Origin of the sequence: Leptolyngbya sp. AN10, from assembly GCF_050565645.1 — a bacterium.
Taxonomy (GTDB): Bacteria; Cyanobacteriota; Cyanobacteriia; order Leptolyngbyales; family Leptolyngbyaceae; genus Leptolyngbya.
In genome coordinates, this window is sequence record NZ_JBNXVP010000019.1 from 1 (window position 1) to 15,918 (window position 15,918).

Annotated in this window: 17 protein-coding genes; 4 read left to right on the forward strand and 13 right to left on the reverse strand. The window is 46.3% G+C overall.

Going from position 1 to position 15,918, the window contains the following annotated elements:
* Nucleotides 1-104: 104 nt before the first annotated feature.
* Nucleotides 105-254 (reverse strand): hypothetical protein, encoded by a 150-nt coding sequence (locus ACQ4M5_RS24325; RefSeq protein WP_430678282.1) that lies wholly within the window; start codon nucleotides 252-254, stop codon nucleotides 105-107.
* On the opposite strand from ACQ4M5_RS24325, the gene ACQ4M5_RS24330 reads away from it, so the two are divergent.
* Together ACQ4M5_RS24330 and ACQ4M5_RS24335 are read left to right on the forward strand one after the other, a co-directional pair.
* Nucleotides 253-717, forward strand: a complete 465-nt coding sequence (locus ACQ4M5_RS24330; RefSeq protein ID WP_430678283.1) for a hypothetical protein — start codon at nucleotides 253-255, stop codon at nucleotides 715-717. The two genes, ACQ4M5_RS24325 and ACQ4M5_RS24330, sit on opposite strands and share 2 nt — an antisense overlap.
* A 71-nt stretch (nucleotides 718-788) precedes the next feature.
* On the forward strand, nucleotides 789-1,199 hold the full coding sequence (locus tag ACQ4M5_RS24335; RefSeq protein WP_430678284.1) for a DUF3110 domain-containing protein: 411 nt from the start codon (nucleotides 789-791) through the stop codon (nucleotides 1,197-1,199).
* A gap of 3 nt (nucleotides 1,200-1,202) precedes the next feature.
* Here ACQ4M5_RS24335 and ACQ4M5_RS24340 read toward each other — a convergent pair whose 3' ends face one another.
* The 6 genes from ACQ4M5_RS24340 to ACQ4M5_RS24365 form a co-directional block, all read right to left on the reverse strand.
* Complete coding sequence (locus ACQ4M5_RS24340) at nucleotides 1,203-1,997, reverse strand: ABC transporter permease (RefSeq protein WP_430678285.1); 795 nt, start codon at nucleotides 1,995-1,997, stop codon at nucleotides 1,203-1,205.
* On the reverse strand, nucleotides 1,981-2,865 hold the full coding sequence (locus tag ACQ4M5_RS24345; RefSeq protein ID WP_430678286.1) for an ABC transporter permease: 885 nt from the start codon (nucleotides 2,863-2,865) through the stop codon (nucleotides 1,981-1,983). Before ACQ4M5_RS24345 ends, ACQ4M5_RS24340 begins: the two co-directional genes overlap by 17 nt.
* A 72-nt stretch (nucleotides 2,866-2,937) precedes the next feature.
* Entirely contained in the window at nucleotides 2,938-3,384 is a 447-nt protein-coding gene (locus ACQ4M5_RS24350; RefSeq protein ID WP_430678287.1) for a hypothetical protein, read from the reverse strand.
* 471 nt (nucleotides 3,385-3,855) lie between these two features.
* Complete coding sequence (gene recJ, locus ACQ4M5_RS24355; protein WP_430678288.1) at nucleotides 3,856-5,808, reverse strand: single-stranded-DNA-specific exonuclease RecJ; 1,953 nt, start codon at nucleotides 5,806-5,808, stop codon at nucleotides 3,856-3,858.
* 11 nt (nucleotides 5,809-5,819) lie between these two features.
* Nucleotides 5,820-7,001 carry a glycosyltransferase gene (locus ACQ4M5_RS24360; protein ID WP_430678289.1) on the reverse strand — a complete coding sequence of 394 codons (1,182 nt, stop codon included), beginning with the start codon at nucleotides 6,999-7,001 and terminating at the stop codon, nucleotides 5,820-5,822.
* Between the two features lie 21 nt (nucleotides 7,002-7,022).
* Nucleotides 7,023-7,952 (reverse strand): glycosyltransferase family 2 protein, encoded by a 930-nt coding sequence (locus tag ACQ4M5_RS24365; RefSeq protein ID WP_430678290.1) that lies wholly within the window; start codon nucleotides 7,950-7,952, stop codon nucleotides 7,023-7,025.
* 98 nt (nucleotides 7,953-8,050) lie between these two features.
* Between ACQ4M5_RS24365 and ACQ4M5_RS24370 the strand changes: the two genes are divergently transcribed.
* Entirely contained in the window at nucleotides 8,051-8,761 is a 711-nt protein-coding gene (locus ACQ4M5_RS24370; protein ID WP_430678291.1) for a hypothetical protein, read from the forward strand.
* Nucleotides 8,762-8,776: 15 nt separating this feature from the next.
* Nucleotides 8,777-9,532 (forward strand): pentapeptide repeat-containing protein, encoded by a 756-nt coding sequence (locus ACQ4M5_RS24375; RefSeq protein WP_430678441.1) that lies wholly within the window; start codon nucleotides 8,777-8,779, stop codon nucleotides 9,530-9,532.
* Nucleotides 9,533-9,820: 288 nt separating this feature from the next.
* On the opposite strand, the gene ACQ4M5_RS24380 is transcribed toward ACQ4M5_RS24375, so the two are convergent.
* The 6 genes from ACQ4M5_RS24380 to ACQ4M5_RS24405 form a co-directional block, all read right to left on the reverse strand.
* Entirely contained in the window at nucleotides 9,821-11,461 is a 1,641-nt protein-coding gene (locus ACQ4M5_RS24380; RefSeq protein WP_430678292.1) for a hybrid sensor histidine kinase/response regulator, read from the reverse strand.
* Nucleotides 11,462-11,494: 33 nt separating this feature from the next.
* Nucleotides 11,495-12,061 carry a chemotaxis protein CheB gene (locus ACQ4M5_RS24385; RefSeq protein ID WP_430678293.1) on the reverse strand — a complete coding sequence of 189 codons (567 nt, stop codon included), beginning with the start codon at nucleotides 12,059-12,061 and terminating at the stop codon, nucleotides 11,495-11,497.
* Nucleotides 12,061-12,891 carry a CheR family methyltransferase gene (locus ACQ4M5_RS24390; RefSeq protein WP_430678294.1) on the reverse strand — a complete coding sequence of 277 codons (831 nt, stop codon included), beginning with the start codon at nucleotides 12,889-12,891 and terminating at the stop codon, nucleotides 12,061-12,063. Before ACQ4M5_RS24390 ends, ACQ4M5_RS24385 begins: the two co-directional genes overlap by 1 nt.
* A 338-nt stretch (nucleotides 12,892-13,229) precedes the next feature.
* The gene (locus ACQ4M5_RS24395; RefSeq protein WP_430678295.1) at nucleotides 13,230-13,502 is read right to left on the reverse strand and encodes a hypothetical protein; all 273 of its coding nucleotides are present in this window, start codon (nucleotides 13,500-13,502) and stop codon (nucleotides 13,230-13,232) included.
* Between the two features lie 63 nt (nucleotides 13,503-13,565).
* Nucleotides 13,566-14,894: a TIGR03279 family radical SAM protein gene (locus ACQ4M5_RS24400; RefSeq protein WP_430678296.1), complete on the reverse strand. Its 1,329-nt coding sequence runs from the start codon at nucleotides 14,892-14,894 to the stop codon at nucleotides 13,566-13,568.
* A 22-nt stretch (nucleotides 14,895-14,916) separates the two neighbouring features.
* A complete protein-coding gene (locus tag ACQ4M5_RS24405) occupies nucleotides 14,917-15,765 on the reverse strand; it encodes an undecaprenyl-diphosphate phosphatase (RefSeq protein WP_430678297.1) in 849 nt (282 codons plus the stop codon).
* Between the last annotated feature and the right edge of the window lie 153 nt (nucleotides 15,766-15,918).

Consider the following 15,918-nt stretch of genomic DNA (forward strand, 5'->3'; position numbering starts at 1 on the left):
CTAAGTACAATCACACTGGCTTTTGGGGTTGGCATGACAGGATCAATTGGAATTAACCTTCTCACGCTACTGGAAAGTTAAAGCCTGCCCCCAGAACTGAAGAATTATTTCCGCTTTCTTGCACTAGCTATTCTTTTTACCGCAGCTTGGATTCCGAGCAACTGTCTCAGGCGATCGAGCAGATGAACCAGAAAGTTTCCAAATAGCGCCAAACCGAATGCCAAAATAAGAGCATCGCGCCATTTCTCACTCATGGTACTTCTGTTAATCGGTTTATTAGTCTTGGCTTTTGGTTGCTCCCTCATCTTTGCGAGAGACGCTTGGTGGGAAGTGCAGAAATTAGGCAATCAAATGCAGGGACAAGTTTCAGAGCGAACCCTAGCTTGGGAAGTGGCGCAAATGGGGCTTGGAGTGATTGCGATCGCCATTTCAATTGCATTAATCTGGACGGGCATTGATCGGATTAATCAACCTGTAGTTCCACGAATGTGTTTCACCGTTGGCATCGATTCAGGCTCATCCGACGACAAGTTTAAGATTAGAAACGAGATTAGAACGGGATGTGCAGCGGCAGAGAGAAAAGACTACGAAACGGCACGATCGAGCTTTACACGAGCGCTAAATAATATCGATCGCGATCGCAGTTTTGTCTCGTATCAATCTCCCTTGTATAAAGCGATCGAACAAATGAATCAGCAGCTTCCAAGAAAACAATAACTTAACAGAAAAGCAGCAATCGAACCCATTTGAAGTACCCTGGGATCTAGCCCATCGATTTCTCTAGATCTATGCAAGTATTCGTCTTACTTTTCAACGCCGACACTGATAATCCAGGTATCCATACGATTAGTGTGGGCGATCAGAATCTCGTGTTGATGTTTGCTCAAGAAGACGATGCCACTCGGTACGCTTTAATGTTGGAAGCTCAGGATTTTGCGGTTCCAAGTGTGGAAAAGATTGAGCAGGAAGAAATTGAAGAATTTTGCCGAGATGCTGGCTACGAGGCTTATCTAATTCCAGAAAATTTTATGCCTCAGAACGAATTTGAGCGATTGCTGCTGGCTCCACCAGACAAAAATATTGAAGAAACTGACTGGAATCCGGAGGAGAAACTGGAAGAGAAGCCGGAGGAGGAAGAATCGGAAATGTCGAATCGGGATCTCGATCGAATTCGTCGTCAGTTAGAAGGATTGCTTTAAGGTTTATTGAAACCGCCGCTTCTCGCTACGATAGCGAATCATTTCGGCAATCAGAGCAATTCCAGCAGATGCAATCATTAATACAACACTCAGCGCATTCATATCCGGTCTGACGCTGGTACGAATGCGGCTAAAGATTTCCATAGGTAAAGTGGTCACTCCGCCGCCTGCTGTGAAACTGGAAATCAAGAAATCGTCCATGCTAAGAATGAATGCTAAAAGACATCCCGAAACGATCGCAGGTGCTAACTGTGGCAGCAATACGAACGTTAATGATTGAAACGGTGTTGCGCCTAAATCTAGAGCAGCTTCTTCTAAATGCGGATCAAGATTGGTTAGTCTCGTAGAAACGACTAGAGCAACATACGCTAAACAAAATACAACGTGAGCCGCAACAATGGTTCCTAAACTTAATGGAACGGCGATCACTGCGAGAAACACGAGAGTTGCAACCGCGATCGCAATATCTGGAATAATCAAAGGCAAATATGCTGCACCTTGGAAGAGTTTCCTACCAAAGAATTGGTATCTTGCAAGCCCGATCGCCATCAGCGTTCCAATCACCGCAGCAATTCCGGTCGCTAAACTGGCAACGAGTAAACTATCCCAGAGCGCGGATAAAATTCGGCTGTCTTGAAAAAATCTGACGTACCAAGAGAAAGTAAAGCCTTTCCATTGAGCGCTGTTTGGAGCTTCGTTGAAACTGTAGAACGTTAGAACTGCGATCGGCAAATACATAAAGCCAAACATCAACGCAGTAAAAAAAGCTGAAGCGTTCAGTTTAGATTGACTTTGCATTTTTATCTCCGTATTTGATGAGAAGCGCGATCGCAATACTGACCACCAAAATTAAGATCATACTTAGCGCAGAGCCGTATCCCCAATTCTGTGTTGCGCCGAGAAACTGATCGTAAACTAATCGTGCTGCGGTTCGGCTCGAAGTTCCACCGAGCAATTCTGGATTAATAAAGTCGCCTAATCCGGTGATAAAGACTAACAAACAAGCTGCGGTAATTCCTGGTAAGCATTGAGGAACCGTGACTTTCCAAAACGCTTGGGTCGGTGTTGCTCCTAGATCTGAGGCGGCTTCTAGCAATTGTCGATCGAGCTTTTCCAAGGACGCATACAGAATCAAGACCATATAAGGTAATAGGCTGTAAGTCATTCCGATTAATACTGCAATCGGTTGATTTAATAAATCGAGAGCAGGTAAACCAACGCTGGTAAGAATACTATTGAGAACGCCTGTTCTGCGTAAAATACTAATCCAGGCATACGATCGTAACAATGTTGAAGTCCACAGCGGCAACGTGAATCCGATGAGCAATAAATTACGCCAGCGTTTTGGAGAAGATAATGCGATCCAATATGCAACTGGAAATCCTAGAAGCAAGCATGAGAGCATCGATCCGCCTGCGAAAAAGAGCGATCGTAGAATCACCGGAAAACTTTCAGGCTGAAAAATTCGCCAATAGTTATCGAGTCCGGATGGATTGACGATATCGCCGGGTCTGATGTTTGGAACGAGGCTGAGTTGGAAAATGATCAGCGTCGGGACAATCAGCAGCAGTAATAACCAAAGTCCCGCTGGAGCCAGCATCAAAATGGGCTGCAACCAACGCGGGGGACTTGGAGTGGCGGATTCTGAAATTGAGGGCGCTTTCATGAAGAAATCAAAACGGGAATGACTCTTCTATGAAGAATACCCACGAATTTTGAACGTGGCACGAATTTTGAGTTATTGGCTCGATCGAGAAAGTCGATCGCGAATCTTCTGAAGCGAATTCGGAGTGCTGACGGGCGATCGGGGTTGTGGCGCTTCGGAATCGGGCCAAAACGACAGATCTGCACAAGGGCACTCATTCGGCGGCATTCCCAACAATCGAGTGGGAACGGGCATCGCACATCGCGCACAAGGGCTAATTTCCCATTCGGGCGACAGGAGTTCTTGGATCGTTTGGGTTGTACCTTCGATATAGCAATCACCGGATTCTGGAGAGCGCACCAAACTCCAGCAGGCTTCAAATTCGTCACTGTAGCGATCGCCTGCGATGATCGAACTTGGCTTGATCGCTTGTCTGCCATTGTGCGTCATCAACCGCTTACCGAGTTGAAACCAGTAGGCGAGATATTGTCTAACTTGCTGTTCTGATGCCATAGGAAGTTCGCGATCGAATTGGGTCACAAATTTGTCCCTTAAAATTAAAACAAGGCACGAAGCGAATACCTCAATCCCGCGATAGGAACTGGAATAGACGAGGCGTATTTCTAGGGTAGCGCGTCCCTCTTTAGGCAAATGTGAACGAAATCTGTAGTTTCGCAGATTAGAGGGTGTTTGAGAAGTAAGGAGATTTATCGAAAACAAATTACCCGCTGTCTTCGGCTTCGCTCAGTCAGCTAGAGATCGCGCCCTGAGCGAAGCCGAAGGGCAGTCTTTCAAGCGGTAAGCTCTTTCGTAGAAATCTCCTAATCGTTTATCGCATTCACCCGCCCGGAAATGAATCTCCGGGCTAATCAGGGGAAGCCCACTCAACTGGGCTAAGAACTCCGTATTGCTCTCTTAGCCCGCTTCAGCGGGGTTTCCTCCATTAGCCCGGAGATTTATTTCCGGGCGGACTCGCAGCGCAGCCGCTTTCTATACTTCTCAAACACCCTCTTAGACTTGTAAAGCATTCACGGCAGCTTTTACCAAGTCATAATACGGAGCTTGCGAAACATCGATTTCTTGCATTGCTTGATTTAGTTTTCCAAGCGTTCCAATTCTCTGCCCTTTCTGAATCACTAAAGTTTCACCTTTCGTATTCTGGATTCTCAGTTCTTGAATTCCACGTTGTTCAAGCAATGTACAGCTATAGGGTCGATCGCTAAACAGAAATTCCGTCTTCTGAGCTTGCGGCATCCGAACCCCAATCACTTCAAGCTGAACAGAAACTTCGTTGTTCCATTCATTCGATTTCAACCGATACGCAATATCTAAATTGCTGGGAAGCGGGAAATATTCGCCCCAGCGCCACGCGATCGCATTAATTTTCTGATTTCCCGATCGCAATACAAATTTGATGTGCCCTTTGCCGATTCGTCGTTGCTCATCGATGCAAACATTCGGTGTCCAAAAGACTGGATCAGGGTTGTCCATGCCGCAAGGATGAAGGGCATCGAGTTGAGCATGAAGCGCTAAATCGAGTTGGGAAAGATCGGCTTGAGCATCGATCGTCACTAGAGGCTTCAAGTGTTCAGGTTTTAGTAATTTATGTGCAAAGGTTCTGAGTCTCGATCGAATTTCATCTAATCGATCGGCTTCAAATGAAAATCCGCCTGCTGCTTTGTGTCCTCCAGCTTTCAGCATCAGATCTTTGCAAAACTCTAAAGCTTCAAACACATTAAATTCTGGAATGCTCCGAGCAGAACCGCGAATGTGATTCTCATCTTCGTAAGTCCCGATAAAGACTGGAACTCCGTAACGTTCAACTAATCGAGAAGCAACAATCCCGATTACGCCATGATGCCAACCTTTTTGGACAAGCAATAAAACACGATCGTCTTTTGCATCAAGCGGACTGTTTTCGTAAGCTTCGATCGCTTCTTTCTCGATCTGTTCACACAATTGTTGGCGTTGTTTATTGACCTGTTCGCATTTCATCGCACATTCTAATGCGACTCCATCATCATCAGTCACGAGTAGTTCGATCACAACTTGAGGATCACCCAAACGCCCGATCGCATTAATTCTCGGACCCAATCGAAAGCCGATCGCTTCTGGTTTCAGATTTTTCTCATTGCTCAAACCTGCAATTTGAATCAGAGCTTGAATGCCTGCCATTTTGGATTTTGGCAGGAGATGTAAGCCGCGTTTAACCCAGCGGCGATTGACTCCGGTGAGGGGAGCTAAATCAGCGATCGTGCCTAATGTGAATAGCTCTAACAAAGATTTTTGTAAGTCTCTCGTTTGTCCAAAACTCTGAGCTAAATAGACCGCTAGAACATACGCAACACCGACTCCAGCCATTCCACGATAAGGAGAGGATTCTGCGATTAACTTCGGATTGAGAATCGCATTGGCATTTGGAAGCGTGGGAGGTAAATCATGGTGATCCGTGATGATCACAGTTAAACCGAGTTCTCTGGCTCGTGCGATCGGATCATGGGCTGCGATGCCATTATCCACGGTGAGAATTAGCCCAACGCCTTCCTCGTGAAACTCTTCGATGATGCGGCGATTGATTCCATAGCCTTCACTCATTCGACTGGGAATTGCATAATCTACTCTTGCGCCCAAGTAGCGTAAGGCTCTGAGCAATAGTGCAGTACTCGTCATTCCATCCGCATCGTAATCACCACAAATTGCGATTCGAGTTTTATCATTGATCGCATTGATCAAGAGTTCTAAACTGAGTGCGAGATCGGGGAAATCTTCGAGTGGTGAAGGAAGCTCTTGGCGATCGGGATCGAGAAATTCTTGGATCGATTCGAGTGAGTCAAAGCCGCGATTGATCAAAATCTGTGTTAGAAGCGGCGATCGATGAGTGTCTGTGGCAAGTTGAATCGCACGATCGGGCTGTTGAGGATGAATATACCACCGTTGATCCGGAATGCTCGATCGTACAGACATAGCGCATCTCTTTAAGAAGTCGGAAACGATTGTACTCCTGAACGCTGCGATCGCGGATCAAACTCTACGGTGTTCTTAACAGTTTCGGCAAATCGTTGAGCTAATAATGAATTTGTGTAATTGCTCAAAACCGATTGTTTTCCAGTTTCGGCATAGTTCGATCGCAGTTCTGCATTTTGAATCAATTCGCTCAATCGTTGAGAAAGCGCGATCGCGTCTCCTTCAGGAAAAACCAATCCGCCTTCTGTGCCATTGATTAAATGCGGAATTTCACCGGAATCTGAACCAATCACCGGAGTTCCACACGCCATTGCTTCGATGATCACTCGTCCGAATTGTTCTTTCCAATTGGCGCGAGTTTCTGACGGCAACACTAAAACATCAAACGCAGAAAGATAGTTCGGAGTGTCTGTGAAGGGAACAAAACCGAGCTTCTCAATCCGATCGCTTAAATTCAACTCTCGCGCGATCAAGTCAAATTCCGCATCAAATTCGCCAGTTCCAACCATTACCAATCGCCAAGGTAATTCGCGAATTTCATTCAAAGCAGTGAGCAAGGTTTTGAGTCCTTTTTGTTCAACAACACGCCCGACATATCCGATCAGAACTTCGTGATCTTTTGCGCCTAATTCGGGCTTTAAATTGTTCGATCGGGGATAGTAAATCGTTGGATCAATTCCTGACGGCATCAACACACTGCGCCCGGTGTAACCTTTTTCTCGCATCACAGCTTCAGCACTATAAGATCCTGGAAACATCACATCAGTGTGATCCAAAATCCAGCGTTCCATCTGTCGAAAAGGAATCGGATAACGCTTAAAGATATTTTGCCAAGTGAAAAAGCTAATTGGTTTCCGAATTGTGAAATAGTTCGCGAGATACACTTGCAAAGTGACTAACGCATACGGTTCTTGATGCAGATAGATAAAGTCAGGATTGAACTCGCGCAAGAGATTGACAAACAGCGATCGATAACTATGCAGTGGAATACTTCCAGATTGCCAAACTGGAATACTAATGAGTTGCCCACGAAAATCTTTCCAGCGTTTCACTTCGCGCTGAATGCCATACTCATCTTTCCAATTTTCAGGAACCACGATCGTGATTTCCCATCCAGTCTGTCGCTCAATTTCTGCATAAAACTGTTGAGCAACAGAAACCGTACAAGAATGATTCACGATTAAAAGCTTCATAAATTGCACCAGGTGAAGAAACTACTCTGCAAGTTGGTAAGCGGGTGCTTGTTTGATCTTATGCCACTTGTAATAAGTACTCCACTTTAAGGCTCGTCGATCGCGCCACAAAGTTGGAAAGTTCTGCTGAATTTCTCGAATGATCCAATCCGCTCCAAACTCACTCTCGATCTTGTGTTTGCGACAGTACGCCCAATGTTTATAGGTATAGAGTAAAACTCTCATTGGAATGCTCAAAACCATCATTGGCAGTGGCTCATTGTAAATCGCAGCAAAACATTTATTTCGGCAACCATTTTTAAGAGCAACTAGATTGTTTCGACCGATCGGAGATTGATAATGAATGACTCGCGCATCTGGCAAATAGACCACATAAAATCCTCGATCGAGCATTCGTTTGCAAAATTCTGGCTCTTCATAGTACGCCGCAAACATCTCTCGATAACCACCCAGTTCAACAAACAATTCGCGCCGTAATAGATGCCCATATCCAATAAAAGTTGCAGTGTAGCACCGATATTCCGCTGGCGTAGGTTGCCCAGGTAACAACTTTCCAGTTTCGTCGCTCTGAGACAGTGCCACGGCTCCCACATCAGAGCTAGTTTTCAGCACATCCAGACCTGCGTAAACGCTGTCCGCACTTAGAAGTTGAGCATCATCATCCAGAATCAGCATATAAGGAGCTTTCGCAAGTTTAGCTAATTCATTTCGGGTTGCAGGAACGCCCTTATTTTTCTCATGCCGAAAGACCTGAATGCGATCGACGAGTGAACGATCGACTTCCTGAAGCACTCGATCCGCGATCGGCACTTCTGACGCATCATCAATCACCAGAATCTCAAACTCAATTTGCTCCAGCAAGGTCAGCGAATTGAGACAGCGAATGAGATCATCGGGTCGATTTCGAGTCGCAACACAAACCGAAAGGATGGGAGACGTAGAATTCATCATCGGGCGAAGGTTTTAACTCCTTAAAATTTGAAGTTCTGAGTCTAATTTGTCATCATCCGAAAGGTAGGATGATTCCCTTTGATTAAACCAAAAATCGATTGCGTCAATTGAACGATACGATCGCACTCGGCAAACCGTATACTAGGGAAGCAATTTACAATCGTTTACTCTTGGGCATCGATCTTCGCAGTTACGTTTATATCGATCGCTTACAGCCGCAACACGCTGCGTATCTTGGAACTGAGGCACTTGGATTTCTGCCGCTTCCTGGAGATGCGTCGCTATGGATTGAAATTACCCCCGGCATTGAGATCAATCGCATCATGGATATCGCACTAAAGGCGGCTGTGGTGCGTCCGGCTGTGCAAATGGTCGAACGATTGTACGGAGTCCTGGAAATTCACGCCAGCAATCAAGGAGAAGTGAATGCCGCAGGACGGGCAATTTTAGCCGCGTTAGATGTGCGAAAACAGGATTGTCTACGTCCGCGTGTGATTTCGAGCCAGATTATTCGGAATATCGATGCTCATCACACGCAACTGATTAATCGAACTCGGCGCGGAAATATGATTTTGTCGGGTCAAACCCTCTACGTATTTGAAGTGGAACCCGCCGCGTATGCAGCCTTAGCCGCCAATGAAGCCGAGAAAGCGGCATTAATTAACATTCTGCAAATTAGTGCGATCGGGAGTTTTGGACGGTTGTATCTGGGCGGAGAAGAGCGCGATATTATTGCCGCATCGAAGGCAGTGATCGAGACGATGGAAAATCTGCCGGGACGCGAACACTATAGCGATCGTAAGGAGTGATCGATCGTGGCTGTGATGGCGCATTTGATGACTCTGCACCAGGGATCGATCGTATGGTCGAATTGGCGATCGCGCTATCCCACGATCGAACCGGATCTCAGCGATGCGGATTTGGATGAATTAGAACTGCGGGGAGCTAACTTACAGAAAGCGAATTTTTGTCGATCGAGTCTTTGTTGGGCGGTTCTGAACGAGTCAGATTTAAGCTTGGCGAAGTTCAATAAAGCGATGCTACACAGAACGGAATTCATGCACGCTCAACTTCAAGGAGCACAGTTTATCGATGCGAATTTAGTGGGTGCAGATTTTCGTAAATCGAATTTGAACGATGCGAATTTCATCGGCGCAGACCTGAAAGGGGCGAATTTCAGCGATGCTGATTTGATTGGCGCAAATTTGATTGGGACAGAGTTGCGGGGAGCGAAATTTAAGCGATCGGATCTGACTCGTGCGGATTTACGTCGATCGGATCTCAGCAATGCAATTTTGATTCAGGCGAATTTAGCCGAGGCGAATTTGAGCGATGCGAATCTAGTTGAGGCGGAATTGAGCCAGACGCATTTTTATCGATCGAGCTTCCATAAAGCCAATCTGAAGTTCGCGCATTTCAGCGGGGCGTATTTGTTTGGGGTTGATTTTACTGGAGCGGATTTGGCAGGAGCCGATTTGTCCTGGGCAAATTTGGGAAAAGCGAATCTTAGCGGAGCGAATTTGTCGGGTGCGAATTTGCGAGGGGCGAATTTGGCAGGTGCAATTTTGCCTAGTGGATAATTGTCGATCGGACTAGGAAATCACTGAGATCCAGGCATCTTTGAAAGTTGAGCAAAATGCTTAATCAGGGTTGTGAATTTTGGTGTGTTCGTTCACCCGGTATCCCGCCCGGCGCTAAACCGTCCGGGCTAATTGAGGGAACCCCTCTGAAGAGGGCTGAAGCTGCGTTCTTAGGGGGCTTCAGCCTCCTTTCTCCTATTAGCCCGGACGGTTTAGCGCCGGGCGGACTGAATCGCAGCGACAAACCCTCATCTACCCAAAATTTTTGGCAACTTCCACTTCGCATCCCTACCAAATTTTTTGCTCCATCCGTCCCACATCCGCAGAAATTGGCTTTCCAGTTCCACGCAATTTCTCATGCAGTTCATTCGCCTGCAACACAGGAAAACGAACCGTAAACGTCGCACCCTTCCCAACCCCCGGACTCGTTGCCTCGATCGATCCCCCATGCAGTTCAACCAAATGCCGCACGATCGCTAAACCGAGTCCTAACCCATTGTGCGATCGCGTTGTTGTACTATCCGCTTGTCGGAATCGATCGAACACATGCGGCAAAAATTCTGGCTCGATCCCGATCCCCGTATCTTTCACTGAGATTTTTACCGTTTTCGTATCTTCGGCTTGGAGTTGAATCTTGACCTCTCCAGACTCCGGAGTGAACTTCACTGCATTCGTAAGCAAATTCCAGACAATCTGCTGAAGTCGCGTTGAATCTCCCCAGACGTGACTGACACCGGGATCAAAATAAGTGATCAATCGAATCGATTTGGCTTCAAGTTGGGGACGAACCGCATCGATCGCAGCTTGAATTACGGCGATCGGTTGGATCGATCGATAGTTCAAGCGCAACTTACCCCGAATAATTTTCGAGACATCAAGAATATCTTCGATTAATTGCGATTGAGTTTCGGCATTTCGCTCGATCGTTTCAAGTGCTCGATCGACCATGCTTTTCTCATAGTGCTTGGTTCGCAACAGTCGCACCCAGCCCAACATCGAATTCAAAGGCGTTCTCAATTCGTGCGAGAGAACTGCCAGAAATTCATCTTTCATTCGATTCGCAGCTTCGGCTTCTTGTCGGGCAAGCTGTTCGCGCATCACTTGGGCACGAGTGGCTTCGGCTTCTTTGCGCTCGGTGATGTCCTCGATCGTACCTACATGTCCCATCGGTTCCCCGGTTTGTGCCAGCATCGGACACGATCGCACATGCACCCAGCGAGTACTGTCGTCTCTAGTGAGAAATCGCAATTCTTCGGAAAATTCGCCGCCGTGTTCGAGATACGTTTTCCATTGAGAATGAGCACGATCGCGATCGTCAGGATGGACACATTGTTGCCAACTACGATCGGAAATCAAATCAGGCACAATGCCACAAATCAACTGAAATCTAGGATTGGTATAGGTGCAGTGTCCGCTGGGATCAATCACAAAGATTCCAGACGGGGACGAGGCAGAGAGCGATCGAAATCGTTCTTCGCTCTGCCGTAGTTCTGCGTTAATCGCGGTTAACTGTGCCGCCTGTTGTTTCACTTCTGCGGTTTTCTTGAACAGATCCACGAACACCGAAACTTTAGAAACGAGAATGTCTGAATTAATCGGCTTGATTAAATAATCGACTGCACCGAGTGAATAGCCTCGAAAAATTCCTTGATCGCTGGCATCGAACGCAGTGAGAAAAATAATCGGGGTATGTTGCGATCGCGCTCGGCTACGAATCAGACTTGCTGTTTCAAATCCATCCATTCCCGGCATTTGAACATCAAGCAGAATCACCGCAAAGTCTCGATTCAGCAGACAGCGTAATGCTTCTTCCCCAGAGGATGCCTGAACTAGATTCTCGCCGAGCTTTCCCAAAACCGCTTCTAATGCCAGCAGATTTTCGGGTTGGTCATCAACGAGCAAAATGTTAACAGGAGTGTTCAACGGCATGAGGCGCGATCCTAAAACGTTAAAAAGACTGAGCTAACACAGGGAACATAACTTGACGAGTAGCGGTGGAATTTGTTCTAAAGGTAAAACGCGATCGACAACACTTTTCGCGATCGCGGCTTCAGGCATTGAGGGACATTCAGCCGTTCGTGGATCTTGCACGATCGTGTAGCCTCCTCTTGCTTTAATTTTCGCCAATCCTGCTGCTCCATCGTGGTTTGCTCCGGTCAGGACAATTCCTATCGTGTTGGCTCGATAGGACTCTGCGGCGGACTCGAAGAGAACATCGATCGAGGGTTTGGCAAAGGAAACTGGAGGATCAATCGAGAGCGAGAACTGTCCACGTTCTACCAAAAGATGGTAGTCAGCGGGAGCTAGATACACGCATCCGGGGCGAATCGGTTGTTTATCTTCGACATCCAGAATTGGCAAGCGGCTCTCCTGTTGTAGCATTCGACTGAGGGCTTCTCCGGAGTTGCGATCGCGATGTTGCACAACTGCAATCCCGGCTCGGAAGTCTCCTGGTAATGCTTGTAACATAATTCGTAAGGCGGACAATCCCCCCAGAGATGTACCCACAACGACGATCTCAAACGCCACTAACTCAACCTCCGATAGAGTTTTTCGGATCTTGAGAGTTCTTCGTATCGATCGCTTTTTGTTGTAAATCGTAGTGTTTCCTGTCGTCCCAGTGCCAAGATTCCAAATGGACAAAGGCTTTGATAGAACAGGTCATGGACTCGATTTTGAAGTGTACGATCGAAGTAAATCAAAACGTTCCGACAGATAATCACATTGAATTCATTAAATGATCCATCTGTGACTAGATTATGCTGTGAGAAAACAATGTTTTCGCGTAACGACGATCGAAAAATTGCATTCTCATAAGCGGCAGTATAGTATTCTGAAAATGATTTTTTTCCGCCTGCTTTAAGATATTGATGCGTGTATTCCTGCATTGATGAAAGTGGAAAAATTCCTTTTCTTGCCGATTGCAAAACTTTTTCATTCGTATCTGTAGCGTATAATCGGCAGCGGTGATAGATTCCTTCTTCTTGCAGTAAGATTGCCATTGAATAGACTTCTTCTCCGGTCGAACAGCCAGCGTGCCAAATCCGAATAAACGGATAGGTTTTCAGAATTGGAACGACAAGATTTCTGAAGGTGAGATAGAAGCTAGGATCACGAAACATCGTCGTGACGTTGACCGTTAAGCTCAGGAGAAATCGATCTAAACATTGTCGATCGTGCAATACCCGATTTTGCAGTTCGGAAATGGTGTGAATCCCTTCTGACTGCATGAAATTTTGAACCCGACGACCCCGCGAAGAGGGTGCATAGTTGCGAAAGTCGTATCCGTAATAACGATAAATTCCTTCAAACAGCAGTTGGGCTTCGATCGTTTCGAGTGTGAGTTCCAGAGCGAGCATGATGGGAAGCGCAATAGACTATTTTGTTATCGCATGATTTCCTTGGTGCTGGAATCCCCCTTGCGCGTCATTCAGTGGGGTGAACTAAGGATCGCGGATTAAATAAACCCGAACTTTTGCCCTAGCGAATAGAATTCGCGGCTAGACAAACGAAGTCCGCCGAACGCGGACTAACAGCCAGTTTCTTAACCCGCAACGGCGGGTTTTGTCTGTGTAGCTGCGAATTCGATTCGCCAAGCAAACGGAGTTATTAAATTCACATTCCTAATGTCAAGATCGCAAAAAAAATCAGGGCGATAAAACCCTGACCTAACGTGAAGCGTTTATCAACGGAAACTTTATAAAAACATCCGAGAAGCGAACTTTTCAAACTGCGCCTGCGTTTGGTGCAGCAATTGTTCGCGACTGTCAGGCGTATTCGTTAGATTTGGAACTAAATTACGCGCCTGAAGTGCCATGTGCAATTGCAGGTGAGCCACGTACTCGCTGAAGTCTTCTTGAGGAGCCGAAGTAGTTTGCGAGGATTGTAGAATCGTTTGTGAAGTGCGCGAATCCAAAATGTTCTCTCCTAGTTGCGATCGACAAGTTTCTTTGGGTGGCTGTCGAATCATCCGACAGATTGATTATTCCAGTAAACTCATGCCTTGCGCCACACTTCTTTAAACTTGTTTACGTTATTCATTAAATTTCCTGATCAAACCTTCTACTCCTTCAACAATGAAAATTTGAGTGTTTAATTTCTGCTCAAGATCTTCGACTCGCATATCGTCTAAAAACACTGCTTCACCTTGTTTCAGCATCACCGAAGGCAACAGAACTCCATCACCTAAATCTTGTCCTTGTAACGTATTCAAAATATCTTGTCCAGTCAGCAATCCGGTCACTGTAATACTTTGCCCCCAATAGTCACTGTTGAGCGCGACCATGCGAACGGTTAAACCTTCGACTTGATTAAATCGATCGAGCAATGGCGTAAAGGCTTTTTCAACCGCATTACCCAAAATCCAAACATAGTTGCGATCCGGAGTTACTGCTTTCGGCAGTCGTTTTGCCGCTTTACTAAATTCTTTTAAGAACAATCGAATCGATCCGACTCCATTACCAATTTGTGGATAGTCTCCGTAGTGCGATTCAGGTGGCAGATCTTCGCCCGCAATCAAGAACCATTCATCAGCTAACCAAACGATCGTTGATCCGCGTTCTTTCCGAAACTTGTTTTGAAGTGCTTGAACTTGCGTAATCACTTCTCGCGCTTTTTCGGGTGAAACTGGAATTAATTCATCTTCAGTTGGACGAAACCTTGTTAATCCAACTGGAACAACCGCGATCGAGGCAACAGTCGGAATATCTCCTGTGTGAAACTGGGCGAGATCTTCGATCGTTCGGGTCAAATGCTCCCCGTCATTAATTCCTGGACAGAGAACGACCTGAGCGTGAATCTGTAGCTGTCGCTCTTGGAACCAGCGCATCTGATCGAGAATTTGCCCTGCGCGGGGATTTTTTAACAATCGCGATCGCACATCCGCTTCAGTTGCATGAACCGAAACATACAGCGGAGAGAGCCGCATTTGCTCGATCCGATTCCATTCCCGCGCTGTCAGGTTCGTTAACGTGAGATAACTTCCGTAAAGAAAGCTCAACCGATAGTCATCATCCTTGAAGTAAAGACTATCGCGCTTTCCGGGTGGCTGTTGGTCAATAAAGCAAAATGGACAGCGATTTGTACACTGAATCAATCCATCAAACAAAGCGCTGTCAAACTCTAAACCTAAATCCTCGTCGTAATCCTTTTCAATTTCGATGTGATGCGTCTTCCCTTTCTTGTCAATCACTTCGAGTTCTAGAACTTCATCCGCACACAAAAATTGGTAATCGATCAAATCACGAGGCTTTTCCCCGTTGATCGACACAACGCGATCGCCTTTTTCAAAGCCAATTTCTTCTGCGATCGACCCTGATAAAACACTCGTCACTAATGCTGGACGGATAGAAAGCTCGCTCATGACCAGAAACTACACAACTTATCTAGCTTAAACGCCCCATTGCGATCGCAGCAAACAAGGTTGCACCCAAAGCCAATCGATACCAGACGAATACCCAGGTACTTTGACGCTGTAAAAATTTCAGCAACCAAGCGATCGATAAATACGAAAACACAAATGCGGACACGATCCCGACTAAGAGCGGCAATCCCATATCCGCCTCTTTCAGAACATCGCCCGTTTGAACTAGAGTCGCGATCGCCAAAGTCGGAATTCCAAGTAGAAAAGAAAATCGTGCTGCGGTTTCCCGACGCAATCCTAGAAACAATGCTGCGGTCAACGTAGAACCAGATCGCGAAGCTCCCGGCAACAATGCGATCATTTGCCCCAAACCTACGAGAATTCCGTCTTTAATCTCCAGTTCATCGAATCCGCGTTTGCGAGTTCCGATCTGTTCTGCCAGTCCTAATAAAAGCGACATCACGATCGACATCGTGGCAATAATCAGCGCACTCTCCGGTAGCATGTTCAATTCTTTTAGAACAAAGCCCATTCCCAGCGCGGGAATTGTTCCGATCACAATTCCGACTAAAATCTTCCACTCCTCGCGATACCATTCCTTTCGGACGAATGCTGCTAAGGCTCCAGATAGAATCGATCGAATATCCTTCCAGAAGTACATCACCACCGCGATCACACTGCCGAACTGAATCCCATCCAGTGCAGCCTTCGTCCATTGAGTCTGCCAGCCAAAAATATCCGTAAAAATGATCAAATGGGCAGTACTACTAATCGGCAGAAATTCGGTAATTCCTTGAACCAAGCCGAGCACAATGCCTTGGAACACAGCAAAAAGACTATTAACCTGATTTGCAACGAGAAGAACTGGCATTATGCGCTTCCTTAATCTATGGAGCAAAACTCTCGCTGTGAGTGTACAGCCTTTCTGAGAGTTTCTGGTTTCCCATTCCAAAATTTTTCAGCGATTTCAGGAAATTTCCAGTACGATTAGAGCTATGCCCCCAGGGGGTATTTATCAAAAGGA